Source organism: Acidobacteriota bacterium (assembly GCA_035471785.1).
In the GTDB taxonomy this organism is placed as follows: Bacteria; Acidobacteriota; UBA6911; order RPQK01; family DATIPO01; genus JANQFM01.
Genome location: DATIPQ010000097.1, coordinates 44,115 through 65,006, shown reverse-complemented (window position 1 = coordinate 65,006; position 20,892 = coordinate 44,115). Strand labels below are relative to the sequence as shown.

Genomic DNA, 20,892 nt, shown 5'->3' with positions numbered 1-20,892 from the left:
GAGGAAGATGTGGATAATTCTCCTGGCGTTGGCGGCGGCCTGCTCCGGATCCGACGGCCTGCCGGAAGCTCCAAGCTCCGACGACGACTCCCAACGGGCGGCGGCCCAGGAAGCTGCGCCGGAGCGTTCGCCTCTGCCGGTGGAAGTGGCCCCCGTCGAACGCCGAGACGCCCGCCGCTTTCTGCGGCTGACGGGCACCGCGCACCTGTGGGATTCCTTTTCCGTCAGCGCTGAGATCTCAGGCAAGGTGACGGCCCTGCATGTGGACGAAGGCGACTGGGTGGAAGAGGGTCAGATCCTGCTGGAGCTGGACCGCCAGCGCCGCCTCCTGCAACTCGACACCGGCAAGGCCGAGGTGGAAAAGGCCCGCCTGGAACTGGAGTTCGCCGAAAAGAATCTGCAACGCGGCAAGACCCTGGTGGAGCGGGGAGCCATGTCGCAGGAAGACCTCGACGCCTTGCAGCAAACCGCCCAACTGGCCGCCAACGCATTGCGCCTGGCGCGGCTGCGGGTGAGCATGATCGAGGACGAGTTGGAGGACACCTCCATCCGCTCTCCGGTTTCCGGACAGGTTTCCCAGCGTCAGGTCTCGCTGGGCGAGAACATTCTGCCCGCCAGTCCGCTGCTGACCTTGATTCAATACGATCCCATCGAAGTCGTCACCGAGATTCCCGAATACGACCTCTACACGGTCACACAGGGAACCTCGGTCGAGATGGTCTTCGACGCTTTGCCCGGACGGACCTTCCGGGGCGCCATCCACCGCATCGATTCAGTCGTCAATCCCCAAAGCGGCGCCTTCAGGGCCGAGATCCGGGTTCCCAACCGCGGCCATGTGCTGCGTTCGGGAATGGTGGCCCGCATCCAGGTGCCGGCCCAGACCTTCCGGCAAGCTTTGATCATCCCTCTGGACGCGCTGCTCGACGAAGAAGGTCGCAACTATGTCTTCGCGGCCCGCCAAGGGACGGCCCGGCGTATCCCGGTCGATGTGATCGCCCGGCTGGGTTCCGAGGCCGTGGTGGAAGGACCCCTGCAGGAAAGCGACCTGGTGGTAACCCGCGGCAGCAGCAACCTTACCCAAGGCGCTCCCCTCCAATTCCTGAACCAGGGCCGGCAAGGAGGGGCGTCCGCCGTGGCCGCAGGGGAGGAGCGCTAGCATGTCCGTGCCCGGCTTTTCGGTCAAGAACTCGGTCCTGGTCAACGTCATCATGATCCTCATCGTGGCCATGGGGACGTTTTCCCTGCTGACCTTGCCGCGCGAGCTCTTCCCCCAGATCCGCCTCAACCGCGTCATCGTCTCGGTGGTCTATCCCGGAGCCTCGCCGGAAGAGGTGGAGAAGCTGATCACCAAGCCCATCGAAGACGAGATCAAGGACGTCGACAAGATCGACCTCTATCTCTCCACCTCGACCGAGGGACAGGCCCAGATCAGCGTGGTCTTCGAACAGATCACCGAGGACGAGTTCCGCCGCCTCTATCAGGACTTGCGTCAGGAAGTCGACAAGGTCGATCTGCCCGACGAGGCCGAAGACCCCCTCTTCTTCTCGCTTGAATCGTCCACTTGGCTGCCCATGGCTACCCTGGCCGTGTCGGGTCCCCTGCCCGAAAAACGCCTCAAGGAGATCGCCGAAGAACTTCAGGACGAGGTGGAAGGGCTGAGGGGAATCGACGATGTGGCCCTGGCCGGAGACCGCGAACGGGAAGTGTGGGTGGAGGTCGACCCCTACCGCCTCTACCGCCACAACCTGACGCTGGAGCAGGTGGCGGCCGCTCTGGCCCGCCAGAACGTCAGCTTGCCCAGCGGCAACATCGCCTTGGGCAACTTCGAGTACATGGTGCGTTCGCTGGAGGAATTCAAGAGCCTGGACGACATTGCCGAGGTGGTCATCAAAGAGGACGAGGTGGGCAACCACGTTCGTCTGGGCGACGTGGCCGAGGTGCGCGACACCTTCGAAGAGGCCCGCACACTCTCGCGTCTCAACGGACAGCCCTCCATCTCCCTCAACGTCTACAAGGCGCCTTCGGGCAATACCCTGGAACTGGTGGAGCTGTTTCAACAGATCGCCCGCGATAAGACAGCCGCCTTGCCCCCCGGAGTCGAGGTCTCGGTAGTGGGCGACACCTCGCCCCGCATCCGCAGCGCCATCCAGCGCCTGGTGTCCAACGGAGCCTTCGGCGGACTGCTGGTACTGGTTCTGCTGCTGGGATTTCTGGGCTGGCGCAACGCCATGCTGGTCTTCTGGGGCATCCCCATAACCTTTCTGCTCACCTTCGTCTTCATCGAGCTCTACGGCGAGTCCCTCAATGAATCGTCGCTCTTCGCCCTGGTGCTGGTTCTTGGAATGGTGGTGGACGACGCCATTGTAGTGGTCGAGAACATCTCCCGCTACCTGAACCGGGGGCTGGCGCCGCTGGAGGCCGCCAAGAAGGGAGCCGAAGAGGTGATGTGGCCGGTTTTCTCCTCTTCGCTCACCACCGTGGCCGCTTTCCTGCCCCTCATGCTTCTGCCGGGGACGGTGGGCGAGTTCATGCGGGTGATCCCGGTGGTGGTGTGCATGGCCCTGGCCGCTTCGCTCTTCGAATCGCTGGTCATTCTGCCCTCTCACGTGGCCGACCTGGGACGCTCCGATCCCCACCGCCACCACTCCGCCCTCAACCGCAGCATACGCCGCACGGCCGCCGCCTACCGGCGCATGATGTCGCCCGTGCTGCGCCGGCGCTGGCTCTTCCTGCCCGTGATTCTTTTGTTGCTGGCCAGTTCGGCGGCGGTCATTCCGCTGGTCGGAGTCGACCTCTACGAGGACGATGAGCTCCCCACCATCTTCATCCGCGTCTGGATGCCCGAGGGATCGCGCATCGAGGCCACCGACGAAGTCGTGCGCCAGTTCGAGCAGATCGCCATGCAGCTCCCCCAGGACGAGTTGCGCAACGTGGTCACTCAGATCGGCGTGCTGGACAGCGATACAGCCCGCCTGACGGGCAAAGACGTGGCTCAGGTGCTGGTCAACCTGACGGAGCAGCAAGACCGCAGCCGGGAAATCTCCGAGATCGTTGACGACTTGCGCAGCAGCAGCAGTCACATCGTCGGTTACCGCAGGCTCGAGATCAAAGCACCGGCCACCGGCCCTCCCGTGGGCAATCCGGTGGAGGTCAAAGTCAAGGGACGCTATTTCGAGGACCTTCAGGTCATCGCCGCCCGCCTCAAGGACTACTTGCGCTCCCTCCCCGGCGTGCACACCGTGCAGGACGATTTCGAGAAGGGCAAAAACGAGGTGCGGGTGCGCATCGACGAGAGCCGCGCCCATACCCTGGGCATCGACGTCAGCGACGTGGCCCGTCAGATCAAGTACGCCTTCGACGGCATCCCCGCCACCATCTACCGGGACGGCGACGAAGAACTGGACGTGGTGGTCAAGTTTCAGCCCCAGTACCGGAGCGAGATTCAAGACCTCGACAACCTGCGCATCCCCACCCCGTCCGGCGGACTGGTGCCTTTCGACAACGTCGCCTCCTTCAGCATCGAACGAGGATGGGCCGACGTCCAACGCTTCGAAGGTGAACGGGCCATCACCGTCAGCGCCGACGTCGACCCCGAGATCACCAACGCGGTAGCCGTCAACAACCGGCTCAAAGAGCACTTCCTGGACATCGGACAGGAGTTCCCCGGCTACCGGCTCGACTTCAGAGGCGAATTCCAGGAGTTCCAGGAGACCTTCAACGACGTAACCCGGCTCTTCCTGGTGGGTTTGATTTTCATGTACCTGATCTTGGCGGCCCAGTTTCATTCCTATCTGCAGCCGTTGCTGATCATGTTCGCCATCCCCTTCGCCTTCGCCGGAGCCATGCTTTGCCTCCTCGTCAACGACTATCCCTTCAGCATCAACATCATGTTCGGGATGGTGGCCCTGGCCGGAGTGGCGGTCAACGACTCCATCGTGCTCATCGCTTTCGTCAATAGCGCCCGAGCGCGAGGCGCCTCGCGCTTCAGGGCCGTGCTGACTGGCGCCAAACGGCGCTTGCGTCCAATCTTTCTGACCACCGTGACCACCATCTTCGGACTCCTGCCCATGGCTTTGGGCGTGGGCGGAAAATCGGTCACCTGGGTGCCTCTGGCGGCCACGGTGGTGTGGGGCCTGGGCCTGGCGACTTTCCTCATCCTGCTGGTTATGCCTCCCCTCTACATCGCGCTGGACGACGTGCGCCGTCTCTTCAGCGGAGGAAGGCGCCCGGCGGTCTACCGCAGGCGCTCCCCCAAACGGGCCGGTTCCCGAGGCGGGGCAGGCGGTCAACAGGAAACTCCCGAAGCTGTGTTAACGTATAAGACTGATCGTAGAAATAGATAGGGGAAACTAGATAATGAATAAATTTTGCGTTTTGATAGCGATTTTGGCATTAGCAGCGGCCTGCGGCGGCGCAAACGAAGCGTCCCAGACAGCCGGGCCCGGGGACGGATCCACGGCAGGCGCTGAAAAGACGGAGAGCGTCCGGCCCTCTCCGCTGGTGGCCCATTATGCCGAGATTCAGCAAGCGTTGGCCGCCGACCAGTTGGACCAAGCCAAGGAGGCGGCATCGGGGTTGGCCGAGATCACCCAGGGCGAAATCGCCGAACTGGCGGCTCAGGCCGCCCAGGCTTCCCAACTGAGCGAACTGCGTCAGACTTTCATCACCCTCTCCGACAAAGTCATCGAGCAAGGCGGCGAGTTAGGCAACTACAAGGTGGCCTTTTGCCCCATGGCCAACGACAACCAGGGCGCCCGCTGGCTGCAGAAAGAGGGCGCCATCCGCAACCCCTACTACGGGTCGGAAATGCTGGAGTGCGGATACTTTCCTGAAGCCGCCGAATAGTGTCGCAAAACGCTTCTCGACTTTCCGGGCGCTTTGGCATCCTACTAAGTGTGAAGCGGTGGATGTACATGGCGGCCCTGGCGGCGCTGGTGGGATTGGCCTATGCCAACTCCTTTCCGGGAGAGTTCCATTTCGACGACTACGCCTGGTTCCTCAACAACCCCGACCTGACCGAAGGGTCCTTCCGTTACGCATCTTTTCTCGACCATTACGGCGGCCGCCCGCTGACCTTGTGGACGCTCCACCTCAACTACGCCCTGTGGGGCGACTGGGTGCCCGGATACCATGCCGTCAGCCTGCTGCTTCACGTGTTGGCCGCATTGGGGCTCTTCCTGCTGCTGACACGCCGCTGGCAAGGGCCGGAGGGCAACAGGCCCGAGAACGGGAACCCCCCGGCTCCGGGGGCAGGAGACCGCTTGCTGAGCAAGCCTTGGGCCTGGGCGGCCGCCGCTCTCTTCGCGCTTCACCCCTTGCAGACTCAACCGGTCAATTACATCTGGTCGCGCTCCATGCTGCTGATGACGGTCTTTTCCCTGGCTGCCCTGCTGCTGGCCGGACGCAGCCGCTGGGCCGCCATGGCGGCCTGGCAGATGGCGCTGTGGAGCCGCATGGACGCCATCGTGCTGCTGCCCTTTCTGCTCCTGACCGAGAGACGCGCACGCCGGCCCTGGCTGGTGCAGGCAGGAGCCAATGTGGCCCTCTTCGGATTCTCGCTGGTCTTCTATTCGCCCCCCGAGGTGGCTTGGAACCATGACAGCCCCTGGGCATTCTGGATGGCGCAGCCGGCTGCGCTGGCCGAGTACCTGCGGCTGATGCTGTGGCCCTCGCAACTGACCATCGAACACCATTTTCAGCCGGTCCTGACGGGATGGCTGGCGGGCGCTGCCTTGCTGGCGGCCGCAACCGTCTTCCTGGTCGCGCTCTGGAGGCGGCGCGACGGGCGCTGGACGCTGCCCGCTCTGGCCCTGGCCTGGCTGCTGGCCTGGCTGGCTCCGTCCATGCTCATTCCCAACGCCGACCTCATCAACGAGAGCCGCGCCTACTTGGCCCTGGCCGGAGGAGCCGCCGCTCTCTGCTGGGGATTGCAGCGCCTCTCTCTCACTCGTCCCGGCTCAGCCATGTGGAGCGCCTCGGCCCTGGCGGCGCTGCTGATCTGGTCCGGATGGGCGGTCAGCGAACGCAACCTTTTGTGGCAGGACGACGTCGCTCTTTACAGGGAAGCGGTGCTGCGTTCCCCGCAGCAGATGAGAGTCCATTACAATTTAGGTTCAGCCCTGGCTCGCAGGGGAGCGGCGGCTGAAGCGGAGATGCATTTCCGCCGGGCCCTGCACATGGAGCCGCTCGACGACCTCAACCATTCCGCCCTGGGATATTGCGCCGAGGTGCAGGGACGGGTCGAGGAGGCTCTTGGGCACTATCGTCGGGCGTTGCAACTGAATTCGAATAACAGACGGGCCGCCGAGGGGCTTGACCGCCTGCTCGCCGGTCCCGAGGACGCATTGTGAAGTACATCAATCAGATCAACATCATCCTCATGGCGGCCGCCGTTGCTTTCTGCTTGTGGGTGGCGACTGAAACCTTTCTGTCCCAGCCCCAGCGCTTGCAAGTTCCGGCCGCTTCCGCCCGTGTGGGACAAGGCGATCCGGGCCAGGCTCTTCCGGGCGGAAGCCGGGGGCTCACGCCTGCCTCGGGGCAGGGAGCGGCGACTCCGCGAAGAGCCGTTCCGGCCGCCCGGGAAGAATCGGGGGCAGACCTTGCGCCCGCTGGTGTTGCCCCTGGCGGTGTTGTTCCCGGAGGCAGCGACGCCGCCTCTCCCTACCGCCCTTCCGGCGGCGCTCAGGGAGGCCAGCCAGGTCCCGGTTCGGTGGCTCCGTCAGGCCGGAATCCGACTTCGGCAACAGGCCGCAGCAACCCTCTGGCGACTCCCGACAGCAGGCCGGGAATCGGCACTCCCGCAAGTCGGGGACGGGGAGTCACCCGTACTCCGCCTCCGCCCATGGGAGCGCGCGGCAGCGCCAAGCGGGATCCCAGCAGAAGCCCCAATCCGCCGCCTCCCCGCGGCTCCACCCGGCGAAACCACTAGCGAGCAGCCGCCGAGAGCAATCAGGCCTTAACCGCGGTCGCTGGAGCTTGACACGTGTGTGAACTTGTTGGCCACCCAGTGGCCCTGGTGCGATGGATCCCATGGTTCTGAGGCAGGGCGATATCTAAGTTTATCCCACACTTTCAGCGTGGATAGCTGAGCTTCGAAGACCCAGGGTTCTGCCCCTTGCGCCGCTTCGCTTGCGGCGGGTCCCACCCTGGGCTGGCGAATCGCTCGCTTTCAGCGAGCCCGGACTTGTCCTTCAACATCTCGCTGCCCCCTGTGGCAGACTGGGGCTCCCTTCCTTGTCCCTGCAAGGGACCCATTCGTTAGCCCCCTCCTGCGCCCCTCCTGCGCCAAGGCTACGAAGGGCAAGGCAAGGCTTCGGAGGGCAGGCAGCGAGTGTGTTGAGAGCCCAGTCCGGGCGCCCTGAAGGGGAGCCATTCGTTAGCCCAGCGACCATGTTAGAAGCCAAGTCCGGGCTCCCTGAAAAGGGAAGCCATTCGTTAGCCCAGCGACCATGTTAGAAGTCAAGTCCGGGCGCCCTGAAAAGGGAAGCCATTCGTTAGCCCAGCGACCGTGTTAGAAGTCAAGTCCGGGCGCCCTGAAAAGGGGAGCCATTCGTTAGCCCAGCGACCGTGTTAGAAGTCAAGTCCGGGCTCCCTGAAAAGGGAAGCCATTCGTTAGCCCAGCGACCATGTTAGAAGTCAAGTCCGGGCTCCCTGAAGGGGAGCGATTCGCTAGCCCAGGGTCAGCCCCGGCGAGCGCCAGCGAGACGGCGGCGCCACCCTGGGTTTCAGACGGCAAAGGTCCGAACGCTGAAAGCGTGAGATAACGCAACAGGATGGCTCGAAACTTCTGACGACTGCACTCGGTAGCGATCTCAGAAGAGCGTGTAGATGAAGGGAGCGGCTGCCGATCCGCCCAGGATCACCACCAGTCCCGCCAAGAGCAGAACCAGAATGATGGGGGTCAGCCACCACTTCTTATTGTCCATCAGGAAGGCCGTAAACTCGGCGGCGATGTTGCCTTGGGAGCCCTCGGCCTGAGAGGTGAAGTCTTCGCGGGGTGTCTTGTCGCTCATGACCTTTTCTCAAAACTGGCGAAAATAACGCTCGGAGGGCAAGGACGGCTCCTGCTCGCTCCAGTAGCTGGTCTGGTCTTCTTCAAAGCGCCGCTGCATGGGATCGCGCCCCAGCAGCCGCATCAGCAGCCCGATGGGCGTCACTACCAGATAATATATGATTGCCAGCAGGGCATGTGAGATCACCCAACCGATGGGAAAAGCGGCATAACTCAATCCCAGGTAAAGCATCCGCATCCAACCCAGGACCAGAAACCCCGCCGCTGCCATAACCACGGCCGCGCCCCCCAGCCATAAGGCCGTTTCCCAGTCGCCGCTCCGATATCCGTACAGGGCCGCAGCTCCGCTGAAGAAAACCGTCCAGATGAGTCCGAATTGGCGCAGCTCGCGGGGCGAGGGCTGACGGTTGATCTGAATCATGGGCATCGCTTCCTTCAGTCGAGTTCGAACTGCTCCAGGTAAGCCCGCCGGTCGAGTTCGGGGTCGGGTTTCTGTTCCTCTTTGAGGAGCAGGAAAGGCCCTATGGCCAGCGCGTCCATGTCGGTGGCCCGAAAACAGTGATAGGCCTGCTGGGGCGTGCACACGATGGGCTCGCCCCGCACGTTGAAGCTGGTGTTGATGAGCACGGGACAGCCGGTCTTTTCCTCGAACCGCTTCATGAGCCGGTAGAGCAGGGGGTTGCGCTGCGAATCGACGGTCTGGACGCGGGCCGAGTAGTCGACGTGGGTGACGGCGGGAATGCGCGAACGCGTCACTGCCAGCTTCTCCAGACCCTGCCTGGAGGCGTCCTCCCGCTCAACTGGCAGGCGCATCTTTTCACTCACCGGAGCCACCAGAAGCATGTAAGGACTGTCCTGATCGGGCCCCAGGGCGAAGTATTCAGAGGCCCTCTCCTGCAAGACGATGGGAGCGAAGGGCCTGAAAGACTCGCGGAACTTGATTTTGCGGTTCATGACCGACTGCATGCGTCGGCTGCGGGCGTCGCCCAGGATGCTGCGGGAACCCAGGGCGCGGGGCCCGAATTCCATGCGTCCCTGCATCCATCCCACCACCTTCTCCTGCTCCAGCAGATCGGCCACGCGGCCGCACAGTTCCTCCTGGGAGGAGCAGCGGTGATAGACGGCCTGGCGGGATTGGAGGGCGCTTGAGATCTCTTCTTCGCTGAACTCGGGCCCCAGCAGGGAGGCTTTCTGGCTGTCGGGACAGCCCGGCCGGCGGGGCTGATCCATCAACTGGTTCCAGATGAAGAGGGCGGTCCCCAGGGCGCCTCCGGCGTCTCCGGCCGCCGGCTGGATCCAGATGCTCTGGAAGGGCCCTTCGCGCAGCAGCCGTCCGTTGGCCACGCAGTTGAGGGCCACCCCCCCGGCCATGCACAGGTGCTTCTTGCCGGTCAGCCGATGGACATGCCGCCCGGCGCGCAGAACGACTTCCTCCGTCACCTTCTGAATGGAGGCCGCCACGTCCATCTCGCGTTGAGTGAGAGACGATTCGGGCTTGCGGGGAGGCCCTCCGAAAAGGCGGTGCAGCTTCTCGGAGGTCATGGTCAATCCCTGGCAGTAGTTGAAGTAGGACATGTCCAGGCGGAAGGAACCGTCCTCCTTGAGCTGCATCAGCCTGTCGCGAATCAGGTCCTGGTAGACGGGTTCTCCGTAGGGAGCCAGGCCCATCAACTTGTATTCGCCCGAGTTGACGCGGAATCCGCAGTAGTAGGTGAAGGCCGAATAGAGCAGCCCCAGCGAATGGGGGAAGCGCAGTTCGTGGGTGAGGCGGATGCGGTTGCCCTCTCCCACCCCCAGCGCGGCGGTCGACCACTCGCCCACGCCGTCCAGCGTCAGAAGAGCGGCTTCCTCGAAGGGCGAAGGGAAGAAGGCGCTGGCGGCGTGCGATTCATGATGGCGTACGAAGACATAGCGCCGCTTATAGGCCTTGTTGAGAGCCCGGTTCATCTCCCGCGGCAGATGCAGCTTCTGACGCAGCCACAGCGGCATGGCCTTGAGAAAAGAACGGAAACCGCGCGGGGCATAGGCCAGGTAAGTTTCAAGCAGGCGGTCGAACTTGAGCAAGGGCTTGTCGTAGAAGCCCACCAAATCGAGTTGCGAGGCCTTCAGCCCCGCTTCCCTCAGGCAGTAATCGACGGCTTGCTGTGGAAACTCATGGTCGTGCTTGATGCGGGAAAAGCGCTCTTCTTGAGCCGCGGCCACGATCTCGCCGTCCACTACCAGTGCGGCCGCCGAGTCATGATAGAAAGCCGATATGCCCAAAATCGCCGTCATCCGGGCGATGATACCAACCTCAGCGTTTCTTCGACAGCAACCAGCCGAGGAACTCTTCCTCGCCGTAAGCCTGGTCCCAGGAATTGTGTCCGACCCCTGGATATTCGCTGTAGCGCACCTCGCCTCCCGAGGACTGCAAGGCCTCGTGCATGAGGCGCGACTCGGAAGCCGGGACCACGGGGTCGGCGGCGCCGTGAAAGATCCACACCGGCAAACCGCTGATGACCCGTGCCGTCTCGGCATAGGGATCTTCAGGCGCCACGGCCGAGGGATGCCATTGGGGAGGGGTCATGAAGCCGGGAGGCTTGACGCCTCCGCACACGGGCGCCAGGGCGGCGAAGCGCTGAGGGTGCCTGTAGGCCAGGGCCCAGGTCCCATAGCCGCCCATCGAGAGTCCGGTCAGATAGACGCGCCGCGGATCGCCGTTGAACTCGTCCATGGTTTGATCCAGCGCCGCCAGGACGCGGGCTTCCATGTCGGGAGCGCCCCACCAGGACCCGCGCGCCCGCGGGCACTGGGGCAGAACGACCACCGCCGGGAAATCGTCCTTGTGGCGATGGATGACAGGGCCCAAGCCCACCGTCAGTTGGCCGGCGTTGTCGGTTCCGCGCTCACCGGCTCCGTGCAGGAAGAGAATGACCGGCCATTCCCGCTCCGCCGTCCAATCGGCGGGGACGAAGACCCGGTAGGAATAGTCCTCGCCCTCCACCTCGACGGTGCGGACCTTGAAGACCGCGTCGGAAGCTTGCAGGCAAGCGGCGCTTCCCAGGGTCAAGAGGAGAGAAGTGATCAGCGTCCTCAGGCGGCCGCTGCTGAGCGTGGGTCGTCGGCGCATGCCCCTACCATACGAAAAAAAATCCAATTTGTCTCCGGTTCCTCAGCTCATTCCCGAGCCGCTTCATAGGCGGATATCTTGTCTTCGTGCTGCAAGGTCAGGGCGATATCGTCCAAGCCTTCCAACAGACACTGGCGGCGGAAAGGATCGACCTCGAAGCTCCACTGCAGGCCTTCCTCATCGCTGACCAGGCACTTCTCCAGGTCGACGGTGAGACGATAGCCCCGATGGCCGTCGGAGGCCGCATCGGCCCGCTCTTCGTGACTGCGGGTCTTTTCGAAGAGCCGCTCGATCTGCTCTTCCTCCAGAACCACCGGCAGCATGCCGTTCTTGAAGCAGTTGTTGTAGAAGATGTCAGCGAAGGAAGGGGCCACGATGACGCGGAATCCATAGTCGCCCAGCGACCAGGGGGCGTGCTCGCGCGAGGATCCGCAGCCGAAGTTGGCACGGGCCAGCAGGATGCCGGCGTCCTTGTAGAAGGGCTTGTTGAGGACGAAGTCGGGCCGCGGACGGTCATCTTCGTCAAAGCGCCAGTCGTAGAAAAGAAACCGCCCGAAGCCGGTGCGCTCAATGCGCTTGAGGAACTGCTTGGGGATGATCTGGTCGGTGTCGACGTTAATGCGGTCGAGGGGCGCCACTTGAGCGGTGTAACGGGTGAAGGCTTGCATCTCAGACCTCCTCTTTCCACTCGCGGATGTCCACGAAGCGGCCCTCCACGGCGGCGGCGGCGGCCATAGCCGGACTGACCAAGTGGGTCCGTCCTCCCCGGCCCTGACGGCCTTCGAAGTTGCGGTTTGAAGTGGAAGCGCAGCGTTGCCCGGGACTGAGGATGTCGGGGTTCATGCCCAGGCACATGCTGCATCCCGACTCCCTCCAATCGAACCCGGCCTCCTTGAAAATGCGGTCCAACCCTTCGGCCTCGGCCTGTTTCTTGACCTGCTGGGACCCCGGCACCACCATGGCGCCGACTCCCGCCGCCACCCGCCGGCCCTTGGCGTAAGCTGCCGCCGCCCGCAGGTCTTCGATGCGGCTGTTGGTGCAGGAGCCGATGAAAACCCGGTCAAGGCGAATGTCGCAGATGGGCATTTGGGGGCGAAGCTGCATGTAGTCGAGAGCCCTCTGAGCGGCCTTGCGCTGGTGCTCGTCCTGAAACTGGGCCGGGTCGGGCACGTTTCCGGTGACGTCGGTGACCATGCCGGGACTGGTGCCCCAACTGACCTGGGGAGCCAAGTCCGAGACGTCCAGGCGCAGGGTGCGGTCGAAGAGGGCGCCCCGGTCTGAAACCAGTTGGCGCCAGCCTTCGACGGCCTTGTCGAAGTCCTCTCCCTGAGGAGCGAAGGGGCGTCCCCGCAAATATTCGAAAGTGGTGTCGTCAGGAGCGATCATGCCCGCCCGGGCCCCGCCTTCGATCGACATGTTGCAGACCGTCATGCGCTCTTCCATGGAGAGCTTTTCCACCGCCTCCCCGCAGTACTCGATCACGCAGCCGGTAGCGCCGTCGGTGCCGATGGTGCGGATGATGAAGAGGATCAGGTCTTTGGAGGTCACTCGGGAGGGAAGGACGCCGTCGGCCTGGATGCGGTAGGTCTTGGGACGCGTCTGAGGCAGGCATTGGGTGGCCAGCACGTGCTCGACTTCGCTGGTGCCGATTCCGAAAGCCAGGGCGCCGAAGGCTCCGTGGGTCGAGGTATGGCTGTCGCCGCAGACGATGGTCGATCCGGGCTGGGTGATGCCCAGCTCGGGACCGATGACGTGAACGATGCCCTGGCGCGGACTGTCGAGTCCGTAAAGGGGCACGCCGAACTCGCGGCAGTTGCGCTCCAAGGCTTCGATCTGAGCCTTGGCGATCTGGTCGGTGATGGGCCGCGAACGCTCCCAGGTGGGAACGTTGTGATCCATGGTGGCGAAAGTGCGGTCGGTACGCCGCACCTTGCGCCCGGCCAGGCGCAGCCCCTGAAAGGCCTGGGGCGAAGTCACTTCGTGGACCAGATGGGTGTCGATGTAAAGCAGGGTGGGACGGCCGGGCTCTTGGTGAACCACGTGGGCCTCCCAGATCTTCTCGAAAAGCGTCTTGGGCATTATGTTGAAGCCTCAAGCCGAAGCGGCCTGTTGTTTTTCTCTTTGCCTGCGGTGCTCGTAGAGGGCCTTGTTGACCGCGTTGAGGTAGGCCCGGGCGCTGGCGTCGAAGATGTCGACGCTGGCGGCCTTGCCGGTGTAGCTGCGCCCTCCGATGGAAACGTGCACGAACACTTCGCCCAGGGCGTCTTTGCCCCGGGTCACCGAATTGACCGTGTAGTCGAGCAGTTGCCCTTCACTGCCGGTGATGCGGTCGATGGCCCTGTAGCAGGCGTCGATGGGTCCGTCGCCGTGGGACGATTCCACGAACACGTCATCGCCCTTGACCAGCTCGACCATGGCCACGGCCAGCTTCTGGTTTCCGCCCGAAGAGTGGATGTACTTGAGCTTGTAGGTGTCGGGAATGATCTTCATGCCGTCCTGGATGATGGCGATGAGATCTTCGTCGTAGACTTCCTTCTTCTGGTCGGCCAGCTTGGTGAAGAAAAAATAGGCCCGCTTGAGCTGTTCGGCGTCCAGCGTGTATCCGAGTTCCTCGAATTTCTTGGCCAGGGCGTGACGTCCGCTATGCTTGCCCAGCACGATCTTGGACTCGGTGAGCCCCACCGACTGGGGCGTCATGATCTCGTAGGTCTGGGCGTTCTTGAGCATGCCGTCCTGGTGAATTCCGGCTTCGTGGGCGAAGGCGTTGCGGCCCACGATGGCCTTGTTGGCCTGCACGAAAGATCCGGTCAGGTTGATGAGCAGGCGGCTGGTGCGGGCGATCTCTTCGCTGACGATGTCGGTGTGGTAAGGCAGGACGTCGGAACGGATACGCAAGGCCATGGCGATTTCTTCCAGCGAGGCGTTGCCGGCCCGTTCGCCGATGCCGTTGATGGTGCATTCCACCTGTCGGCAGCCGCCCCGGATGCCTGCCAGCGAGTTGGCCACCGCCAGCCCCAGGTCGTTGTGGCAATGGCAGGAAAAGATGGCCTGGTCGCTGTTGGGGACGGCCTCGATGAGGCGGGCGAAGAGATTCCTGATTTCCTCCGGCTCGGAGTAGCCCACCGTATCGGGCACGTTGATCACCGTGGCTCCCTGCTCGATGACGGCCTCAAAGACCTCCACCAGGTAGTCGAAATCGCTGCGGGTGGCGTCTTCCGCCGAAAACTCCACCTCGGAGCACATCTGACGGGCCATCTGCACGGCTTCCACCGCCTGTTTGAGGACCTCCTGGCGCGTCTTGCGCAGTTTGTGCTGGAGATGGATGTCAGAGGTGGCAATGAAGGTGTGGATACGCGGCTTGGCGGCGTTCTTGAGGGCCTCCCAGGCCCGCTCGATGTCCTTGGGGTTGGCCCGGCACAAACCCGCGATGGCAGGCCGGCGGATCTCAGCCGCAATGGCCCTGACGGCTTCGAAGTCGCCCTGAGAGGCGATGGGAAAGCCGGCCTCGATGACATCCACGTTCAGCCTCTCAAGCTGACGGGCCATCTTGAGCTTTTCTTCCAGGTTCATGGAGCAGCCGGGAGACTGCTCGCCGTCGCGCAATGTCGTATCGAAGACGTAGATCTTTTCAGACATAACTCCCCCTCGCGGACGTAATGCCGCAGAGTAGCAGCGAGAGGGCGCGAGGTCAAAGGATAGCCGATCGCAGGCGGCTCTGTGAAGGGGGCGGGGCAAACGCGCGGCCTCAGTCGGCCTGGGGGGATGGCAAGGGTACGGTGGCGGGCCGGTCGAAGCGAATGACCAGGATGGTTTCGGATTCCAGCGTCAAATCGGGTCCGCGGCGGATCAAGACGCCGCCCAGTCCTACCGCCGCTCCGGCGCCGGCCCCGATAACGCCGCCCCGTTTGCCGCCCGTGAGGATGCCGATGAGCACGCCCACGCCGGCGCTGGCGCCCACCGTCTTGGCGTCGTTGCCTCCGCCTCCGGCTACGGTGCCTTCGCCGTCCTTGATCTTCTTGCCGTCCTTGGCCACCGAGACCAGCGAGGCGCTGATGGGCACGCTTTTTCCTTCGCCGTAAAGGATCTCTTCGAACCGCAACTTCAACTCGGCCTCGCCCTTGATACGCCCTGGACGCTTGACCCAGGCCACGCTGCCCTGCATGGGCGTCCCCTGGGGAATCACCAGGCGTCCCCGCGAGTGAATGTCGTTGACGGCTTCAACCAAGAAGACATCTCCGCGCTCGTTGCGCCGCGTACTCAGGGTGTCGAGCAACTTGACCGCTATTTCCATGCCGGCGTTGAGGACGAATTCTTCCGGGCCGCTGTCCTTGGCCCGCACCGCGGGCTCCAGCGGACGCGGGCGAGGGGTCGGCTCGTCGGCGGCCGCCGGTGGACGGAAGCCCTTCTCGTAACCCTCCCTGAAGCCTCGCCGAAAGGCCGAATAGTAGACGTCGGGGTCGTGCTCTCCCTCGACATAGCCGCTCTTGGCCTGGCGATAGACCTTATTGTCCCGCAGGTTGTAGGCTTTGTCGTTGCGCCGGTCGGAGCCGCCTTCGAAGAGTCCCTTCTCGAAGCCGTTGCGGTAGGCTGCTTGGTAGGTCTTGCTGGCGGGATCATCGGCGCCCGCGTTCGAACTCTGGGACTGTGAGGGCGCCTGGGAAGGGTCCTGGGGAGCCGCCCACAGCGAAGAGCACAACAGGCCCCCCGCCAGCAGACACAGGACGCACCTGACCCACGCCGTCCTCTTTCCGCCCCGATATGCTGCGACTCCCCCCATAATCATCTTTCCGACGGCGTAGGGGCCACCAGCGCCTTGTCTTTGATCTCGCTCCAGGGAACCACGTAGAGAGGCCGGTTGGAAGCGATGTCGATCAAGTTGCGGTTGGCGGCCCTCAAGTCGCCTTCGGGCCCCGTGAATTGGAAGTAGTACTGCGTATAAGCGGTCTTCTCGAAAACGACCCGGTTGGAATAGGCTCCCACCCGTTCGCCGTCCTCGGCGTAGTGCACGCTTACGCCCACCAACTCCTCTTCGGGAGCGGTGCGCAACACGCTGTCCAGCAGAGGGAAGTAGACGTCGCCCTTTTTGGGAGCGAAAACCTGCCCGAAGGTGAGGCGGCAACCTCGTTCCCGGGCCGCTTCCCGGACTTCATGGACCACTTTGTTGACCAAGCCCCAACGGATGTGTTTGGGTTTGCCCGTGGTCTTGGCCTTGACCGGCAAATCGAGATTGGCGGCCAAGCCGCCGCAATCGTCGGCCGCCGCCAGCGCGGGCGCCGCCCAGGCCAGGGTCAAAGCCGCCATCCATGCAAGTCCGATTCGTTTCATACCTTCTCTGCCTCACCCCATGTAGATGGGAAACCCTGTCAAAGCGTTTAAAAATGGACCCCGAAAAATCACTTCCGCGAGCTAGAAGGATTTCGGACGAATTGCAACGACAGCACTCAATTTTAACACAAAAAGCGATAGGCGTTGGTACTGTAGCGTCCTCTCAGGATGCATCCGAGGCCAGTGCCCGCGCGGCTTGGCGGGCTTGACGGATGCAGTCGGGAAGGCCCACGCCGTCCAGATAATTGCCGATGCAGGTCAAACCCTTCACCTCCTGCAGGCCTTTTTTCAGCGCCGCCATGCGGGAGCGGTGCCCCAGGCGATAGACGGGAAGCGCCTGGGGCAGCTTCCAGACACGGCTCAAGACCGGGTCCTGGCGGACGTCCATGAGATCGAGAAACTCGCGCCGGAGCAGCGAGATCACCTTCGCGTCCTCGGCCTGCAGCATCCTGCGGGCGGGCTCTCCGGCCAGGTAGCCGCGCAGCAGCGAATGTCCCCGGGGAGCGCGCCGGCGCCACTTCTGATGCACCCAGGTGCAGGCCAGCAGGTCGCGTCCCGCCGAGGGAGGGATGATGAAGCCGCTTCCGGGCCGTCCTTGCGGCACCTCGCCGCTGTAGGCCAACGCGCCCAGGACGGCGGGCGAGTAGTCGACCGAGGCCAGAGCGTCGGCCAGGTCGGGCCAGGCCGGCGCCAAGAGTTTGGCCGAGGCGGGAGCGGGCAGGGCCATCACCACCGCGTCGAACGCTTCCTCCCCTTCTTCGAGATCGAGAAGGAAGGGCGCCGGGGGCGACTCTCGGCGGGCAGGCCGGAGGGCTTGCACGGGCCGGCCTGAGCGCAGCTCTACCCCCGAGCGGCGGCAATCGCGCAGCAAGGCTTCGACCAGCGTGGCCAGACCTCCGCGCAGGGTCAGGAACGGGCTGGAGGGCGCGGCCTCCCGGGACTCGGCGGCTTGGTCGGAAGTGTCCCGCAGGCACAGGCAGCCGTGAAGCTGCTCGTAACGGCAGAGGCGGGGAAAGGCGGCTTGCATGCTGATCTCGTCCACGCCTCCGCCGAAGACGCCGGCCAGCAGCGGTTCGGCGATGCGGCGGACGACTTCCCTTCCGAAGCGCCTGTGGAAGAAATCGCCCACCGACTCGTCCTCTCCGCCCCCGGCGGGAATCTCGGGCTCGCGGGCCGCCCGCTCACGTCCTTGCGGGCTGAGCAGCGGACTGCCGGCCAGCTCCCGGAGCCTGATGGGGGGATTGAGAATGCCGGTGGGCAGCGGATAAAAGCTCCCCTCCCACCAGGTATAGGAGCGCCGATGGCTGGGACGCGTCTCCATCAGCTCGTCCCGCAAGCCCAGTTGACGGCACAGTTCGGCCGCCTCGGGCTTGGCCGCCAGAAAGGAATCAGGGCCGCCCTCCATCACGAATCCTCCGCCTTCTTCGGTGACGATAATGCCGCCCCAATGAGAGGAAGCTTCAAAGACCGTCACTTGGGCCGCGCCGGGCGGGCGGGAGAGAAAGTAGGCCGCCGACAGTCCGCTGATCCCTCCGCCCACCACGGCGATGCGCCGGGGAGCACGCTCCTGGGGCGGACTCGGGGAGGAAGCGCTCATGAGCCGGAGGCGTGGACGTAGTCGATCACGGCCTCCACGTTCTCCACCGGAGTGCCGGGCAGAATCCCGTGACCGAGGTTGAAGATGTAGCCCCTGCGTCCGCGACTCTCTTGCAGGATGGCCTCGACCTGCTGCAAGAGGGCCTGACGGGGAGCGAAGAGGGCGGCAGGGTCGAGGTTGCCCTGCACCGCCAACTCGTCTCCAGCCAGCTCGAAAGCCTGCTCGAGGGGCAGGCGCCAATCCACGCCCAACACGCTGCAACCGCTCTGCTTCATGCGCGGCAGCAAAGTGCTGGTATTGGTCCCGAAATAGATGAGCGGGACGTCTTTGTCCTGCAGGCGCTGGAAGATGGAGCGCACATGAGGAAAAACGAACTCGTCGTAGTCGCGGGGCGAAAGGCAGCCTACCCAACTGTCGAAGAGCTGCAGGGCCTGGGCCCCGGCCTCGGCTTGAGCGGCCAGATAGCGCCAGGTGGTCTCGGAAACCGTTTCCATCAACCGATGCCAGGCCCGCGGATGGGTCAACATGAGACGCTTGGTGGTGAGGTAATTGCGCGACCCGCCGCCTTCGATCATGTAGGAAGCCAGGGTGAAAGGCGCCCCCGCGAAGCCGATCAGCGCGATGGAATCGTCCAGTTCGGCCCTCACCAGACGGATGGCCTCGAGCACGTAGCCCAGCGACTCCTCGATCTCGGCCACCTGCACAGCATCGATCTTTTCCAGGCTGTCGACCGGATCGTGAATGACCGGACCGTGGTTGGGCTCGAACCCGAAGGGCACGCCCATGCCTTCAAGAGGGAGCAGGATGTCGGCGAAGATGATGGCTGCGTCCAGGTCGAAACGCTTGATGGGCTGCATGGTGACCTGCAAGGCCAGTTCCGGCGTCTTGCACACCTCCAACATTTCGTATCGCTTGCGCAAGGCTCGGTACTCGGCCATGTAGCGGCCGGCCTGGCGCATCATCCAGACGGGAATGCGGTCGACCGGCCGGCGGCGACACGCCTTGAGAAAGCGTGGTTGGTCCATAGCGCCGCATACGTTACCACTAATCGAGACGGGAGAGCGAGGTGCGGCAGCGATGGGGTAAACTGGTCGCATGCCACCGACTTCGTCCCCCAAGCGTTTGCGCTGGTGGCCGGCGGCCTTGCTGCTGGCCCTGGCAGCCGGACTTCTGGCCTGGATCTGGAATATCGCCGAAATGCCCAGCCAACAAGACCGTGTCATGTCTACGGCGGTTGTCGTGGTCCTGGCATCGATGGCGCTCTTGCTGTGGTGGATCTTGTTCTCGGGCGTCCGCTGGTGGACCCGCTTCAAGGGTCTGGGGCTGCTGGCCGGACTGGTCCTGCTGACCGGCGTCATGTTCCGTTATGACGGCGTTTCAGGAAACCTGGTGCCCCAACTCGCCTGGCGTTGGAGCGAAACCGACGCCGCCTCCGAGCGAAGCCGCGAAAGCATCGGCGACTTTCAGCCCGGTCCTTTCGACTTTCCCCAGTATCTCGGACCTGAGCGCGACGGCCGCCTTCCCGCCCGCGGACTGCTGGCCGACTGGGAAACTCAGCCGCCTCAGCTTTTGTGGAACCAACCCATCGGAGCCGGATGGTCGGGATTCGCGGTAGTCAACGGCGTGGCCGTCACCCTGGAGCAGCGCGACGAACAGGAAACGGTGGTGGCCTACAACCTGAGCAACGGCAAGATCTTCTGGACTCACGGCGACTGGGTGTCCTTCCAGAATCCCGTGGCGGGAGCCGGTCCCCGCAGCACTCCCACCTTGCACCAGGGACGGGTCTACACGCTGGGCGCCACCGGGCTGCTGACCTGCCTCGACTTTCAAAGCGGACGGCTGCTCTGGCAAATCAACATCGAGGAGGAATTCGCCAACGCCTCTTCGCAGGAATACGGGCGGGCCGCCTCCCCGCTCATCGTGGACGACCTGGTGGTGGTCAACCCGGGAGGCCAAGGCTCGGCCCTGGCGGCCTTCGACAAGCTCTCGGGGGAGTTCCGCTGGGCGGCGGGGACAGCCTCTCCCTCCTACGCTTCCCCCGCCCTGGCCGTGCTGGGCGGCAAACGCCAGATACTGGCCTGCAACGCCGGCACGCTGGCTGGACACGAGCCGTCCGACGGTACGCTGCTGTGGGAGACCAGGCTGGAAGGAAGCTCCCCGCGCGCCGCCCAGCCCTTGGTGGTTTCGGATGAACTGGTGCTGGTTTCGGGAGGATACGGGATGGGAAGCGAACTCTTCCGGGTGGTGGCCGACGGTTCCGGGAAGTGGACGGTTTCGCGCGCCTACCGCAGCATCCGCCTCAAGTCGAAGTTCGCCAACATGATCCTCTTCGACGATTTCATTTACGGGCTCGATGACGGCATCATGACCTGTATCGACCCCAGCGACGGCAGCCGCCGGTGGAAGGCCGGACGCTATGGCCACGGACAATTGCTGCTGGTCGGCGATCTGCTGCTGGCCACCACCGAGGGAGGGGAGGTCGTGCTCATCCGACCCGACTCCAGCCGCCTGGTGGAGCTGGCGCGCTTCCGCGCCCTGGAGGGCGCCAAGATGTGGAATCCGCCGGCACTGGCGGGAGACATCCTGCTGGTGCGCGACCACCGCAACGCCGCCGCCTTCCGCCTCCCCATAGACGAAAACCTGATCCCCGCCCAGTGAAGCAAGCCGCAGGAGGCCAAGGACCAAGGTGAAAGCAAGTCCCGTGGGAGGCGCATCCTTGCGGCGATGGAGGCAGTGCTGCAAGATGGCCGCCCCCGGGGCGGTCGGCTGGCTGTTTCACAAAGGAGTCAGCTTAGGAGGCCTCCGGCCACTCTGGTGGGGATCGCCGCAAGGATGGGCCTCCACCATTCA

17 protein-coding genes are annotated in these 20,892 nt (G+C 63.9%); 6 read left to right on the top strand and 11 right to left on the bottom strand.

Translation table 11 applies throughout. The annotated features are described in order from the left end of the window. The first annotated feature begins 7 nt into the window (after positions 1-7). The 5 genes from VLU25_13805 to VLU25_13785 all read left to right on the top strand — a co-directional run bounded on the left by VLU25_13805 (position 8) and on the right by VLU25_13785 (position 6,928). A complete protein-coding gene (locus VLU25_13805; protein HSR69007.1) occupies positions 8-1,156 on the top strand; it encodes an efflux RND transporter periplasmic adaptor subunit in 1,149 nt (382 codons plus the stop codon). A gap of 1 nt (position 1,157) precedes the next feature. Continuing rightward, positions 1,158-4,343: an efflux RND transporter permease subunit gene (locus VLU25_13800; GenBank protein HSR69006.1), complete on the top strand. Its 3,186-nt coding sequence runs from the start codon at positions 1,158-1,160 to the stop codon at positions 4,341-4,343. Between the two features lie 13 nt (positions 4,344-4,356). Then, positions 4,357-4,845, top strand: a complete 489-nt coding sequence (locus VLU25_13795; protein ID HSR69005.1) for a hypothetical protein — start codon at positions 4,357-4,359, stop codon at positions 4,843-4,845. A gap of 62 nt (positions 4,846-4,907) precedes the next feature. Continuing rightward, a complete protein-coding gene (locus VLU25_13790; protein ID HSR69004.1) occupies positions 4,908-6,350 on the top strand; it encodes a tetratricopeptide repeat protein in 1,443 nt (480 codons plus the stop codon). Continuing rightward, positions 6,347-6,928: a hypothetical protein gene (locus VLU25_13785; protein HSR69003.1), complete on the top strand. Its 582-nt coding sequence runs from the start codon at positions 6,347-6,349 to the stop codon at positions 6,926-6,928. The genes VLU25_13790 and VLU25_13785 overlap by 4 nt, the downstream gene beginning before the upstream one ends. A gap of 883 nt (positions 6,929-7,811) precedes the next feature. Here VLU25_13785 and VLU25_13780 read toward each other — a convergent pair. The 11 genes from VLU25_13780 to hemE all read right to left on the bottom strand — a co-directional run bounded on the left by VLU25_13780 (position 7,812) and on the right by hemE (position 19,067). Next, the gene (locus VLU25_13780) at positions 7,812-8,012 is read right to left on the bottom strand and encodes a DUF5989 family protein (protein HSR69002.1); all 201 of its coding nucleotides are present in this window, start codon (positions 8,010-8,012) and stop codon (positions 7,812-7,814) included. A 9-nt stretch (positions 8,013-8,021) separates the two neighbouring features. Beyond that, entirely contained in the window at positions 8,022-8,432 is a 411-nt protein-coding gene (locus VLU25_13775; GenBank protein ID HSR69001.1) for an SxtJ family membrane protein, read from the bottom strand. Between the two features lie 14 nt (positions 8,433-8,446). After that, positions 8,447-10,285 carry a carbamoyltransferase gene (locus VLU25_13770; protein HSR69000.1) on the bottom strand — a complete coding sequence of 613 codons (1,839 nt, stop codon included), beginning with the start codon at positions 10,283-10,285 and terminating at the stop codon, positions 8,447-8,449. A 19-nt stretch (positions 10,286-10,304) separates the two neighbouring features. After that, positions 10,305-11,120, bottom strand: coding sequence for a prolyl oligopeptidase family serine peptidase (locus tag VLU25_13765; protein HSR68999.1), 816 nt, complete (start codon positions 11,118-11,120; stop codon positions 10,305-10,307). Positions 11,121-11,167: 47 nt separating this feature from the next. Continuing rightward, positions 11,168-11,788 carry a 3-isopropylmalate dehydratase small subunit gene (gene leuD / locus VLU25_13760; protein HSR68998.1) on the bottom strand — a complete coding sequence of 207 codons (621 nt, stop codon included), beginning with the start codon at positions 11,786-11,788 and terminating at the stop codon, positions 11,168-11,170. Between the two features lies 1 nt (position 11,789). Further along, positions 11,790-13,199 (bottom strand): 3-isopropylmalate dehydratase large subunit, encoded by a 1,410-nt coding sequence (leuC, locus tag VLU25_13755; GenBank protein ID HSR68997.1) that lies wholly within the window; start codon positions 13,197-13,199, stop codon positions 11,790-11,792. 12 nt (positions 13,200-13,211) lie between these two features. Further along, positions 13,212-14,756, bottom strand: a complete 1,545-nt coding sequence (locus VLU25_13750) for a 2-isopropylmalate synthase (GenBank protein HSR68996.1) — start codon at positions 14,754-14,756, stop codon at positions 13,212-13,214. Between the two features lie 109 nt (positions 14,757-14,865). Further along, positions 14,866-15,897 (bottom strand): hypothetical protein, encoded by a 1,032-nt coding sequence (locus tag VLU25_13745; protein HSR68995.1) that lies wholly within the window; start codon positions 15,895-15,897, stop codon positions 14,866-14,868. A gap of 2 nt (positions 15,898-15,899) precedes the next feature. After that, positions 15,900-16,445 carry a hypothetical protein gene (locus VLU25_13740; protein ID HSR68994.1) on the bottom strand — a complete coding sequence of 182 codons (546 nt, stop codon included), beginning with the start codon at positions 16,443-16,445 and terminating at the stop codon, positions 15,900-15,902. Positions 16,446-16,608: 163 nt separating this feature from the next. Beyond that, complete coding sequence (gene hemG / locus VLU25_13735; protein HSR68993.1) at positions 16,609-18,042, bottom strand: protoporphyrinogen oxidase; 1,434 nt, start codon at positions 18,040-18,042, stop codon at positions 16,609-16,611. Then, positions 18,039-19,067, bottom strand: coding sequence for a uroporphyrinogen decarboxylase (hemE, locus tag VLU25_13730; protein HSR68992.1), 1,029 nt, complete (start codon positions 19,065-19,067; stop codon positions 18,039-18,041). The genes hemG and hemE overlap by 4 nt, the downstream gene beginning before the upstream one ends. A 70-nt stretch (positions 19,068-19,137) precedes the next feature. On the opposite strand from hemE, the gene VLU25_13725 reads away from it, so the two are divergent. Next, positions 19,138-20,700: a PQQ-binding-like beta-propeller repeat protein gene (locus VLU25_13725; GenBank protein HSR68991.1), complete on the top strand. Its 1,563-nt coding sequence runs from the start codon at positions 19,138-19,140 to the stop codon at positions 20,698-20,700. Positions 20,701-20,892 lie beyond the last annotated feature (192 nt).

Bases quoted from the DNA above. Each gene is read 5' to 3' on its own strand.
- VLU25_13745 (HSR68995.1), bottom strand. From the start codon at position 15,897: ATGGGGGGAGTCGCAGCATATCGGGGCGGAAAGAGGACGGCGTGGGTC.
- VLU25_13750 (HSR68996.1), bottom strand. From the start codon at position 14,756: ATGTCTGAAAAGATCTACGTCTTCGATACGACATTGCGCGACGGCGAG.
- leuC (HSR68997.1), bottom strand. From the start codon at position 13,199: ATGCCCAAGACGCTTTTCGAGAAGATCTGGGAGGCCCACGTGGTTCAC.
- hemG (HSR68993.1), bottom strand. From the start codon at position 18,042: ATGAGCGCTTCCTCCCCGAGTCCGCCCCAGGAGCGTGCTCCCCGGCGC.
- VLU25_13725 (HSR68991.1), top strand. From the start codon at position 19,138: ATGCCACCGACTTCGTCCCCCAAGCGTTTGCGCTGGTGGCCGGCGGCC.
- hemE (HSR68992.1), bottom strand. From the start codon at position 19,067: ATGGACCAACCACGCTTTCTCAAGGCGTGTCGCCGCCGGCCGGTCGAC.
- leuD (HSR68998.1), bottom strand. From the start codon at position 11,788: ATGCAAGCCTTCACCCGTTACACCGCTCAAGTGGCGCCCCTCGACCGC.
- VLU25_13780 (HSR69002.1), bottom strand. From the start codon at position 8,012: ATGAGCGACAAGACACCCCGCGAAGACTTCACCTCTCAGGCCGAGGGC.
- VLU25_13800 (HSR69006.1), top strand. From the start codon at position 1,158: ATGTCCGTGCCCGGCTTTTCGGTCAAGAACTCGGTCCTGGTCAACGTC.
- VLU25_13775 (HSR69001.1), bottom strand. From the start codon at position 8,432: ATGATTCAGATCAACCGTCAGCCCTCGCCCCGCGAGCTGCGCCAATTC.
- VLU25_13795 (HSR69005.1), top strand. From the start codon at position 4,357: ATGAATAAATTTTGCGTTTTGATAGCGATTTTGGCATTAGCAGCGGCC.
- VLU25_13765 (HSR68999.1), bottom strand. From the start codon at position 11,120: ATGCGCCGACGACCCACGCTCAGCAGCGGCCGCCTGAGGACGCTGATC.
- VLU25_13790 (HSR69004.1), top strand. From the start codon at position 4,908: ATGTACATGGCGGCCCTGGCGGCGCTGGTGGGATTGGCCTATGCCAAC.
- VLU25_13805 (HSR69007.1), top strand. From the start codon at position 8: ATGTGGATAATTCTCCTGGCGTTGGCGGCGGCCTGCTCCGGATCCGAC.
- VLU25_13740 (HSR68994.1), bottom strand. From the start codon at position 16,445: ATGAAACGAATCGGACTTGCATGGATGGCGGCTTTGACCCTGGCCTGG.
- VLU25_13770 (HSR69000.1), bottom strand. From the start codon at position 10,285: ATGACGGCGATTTTGGGCATATCGGCTTTCTATCATGACTCGGCGGCC.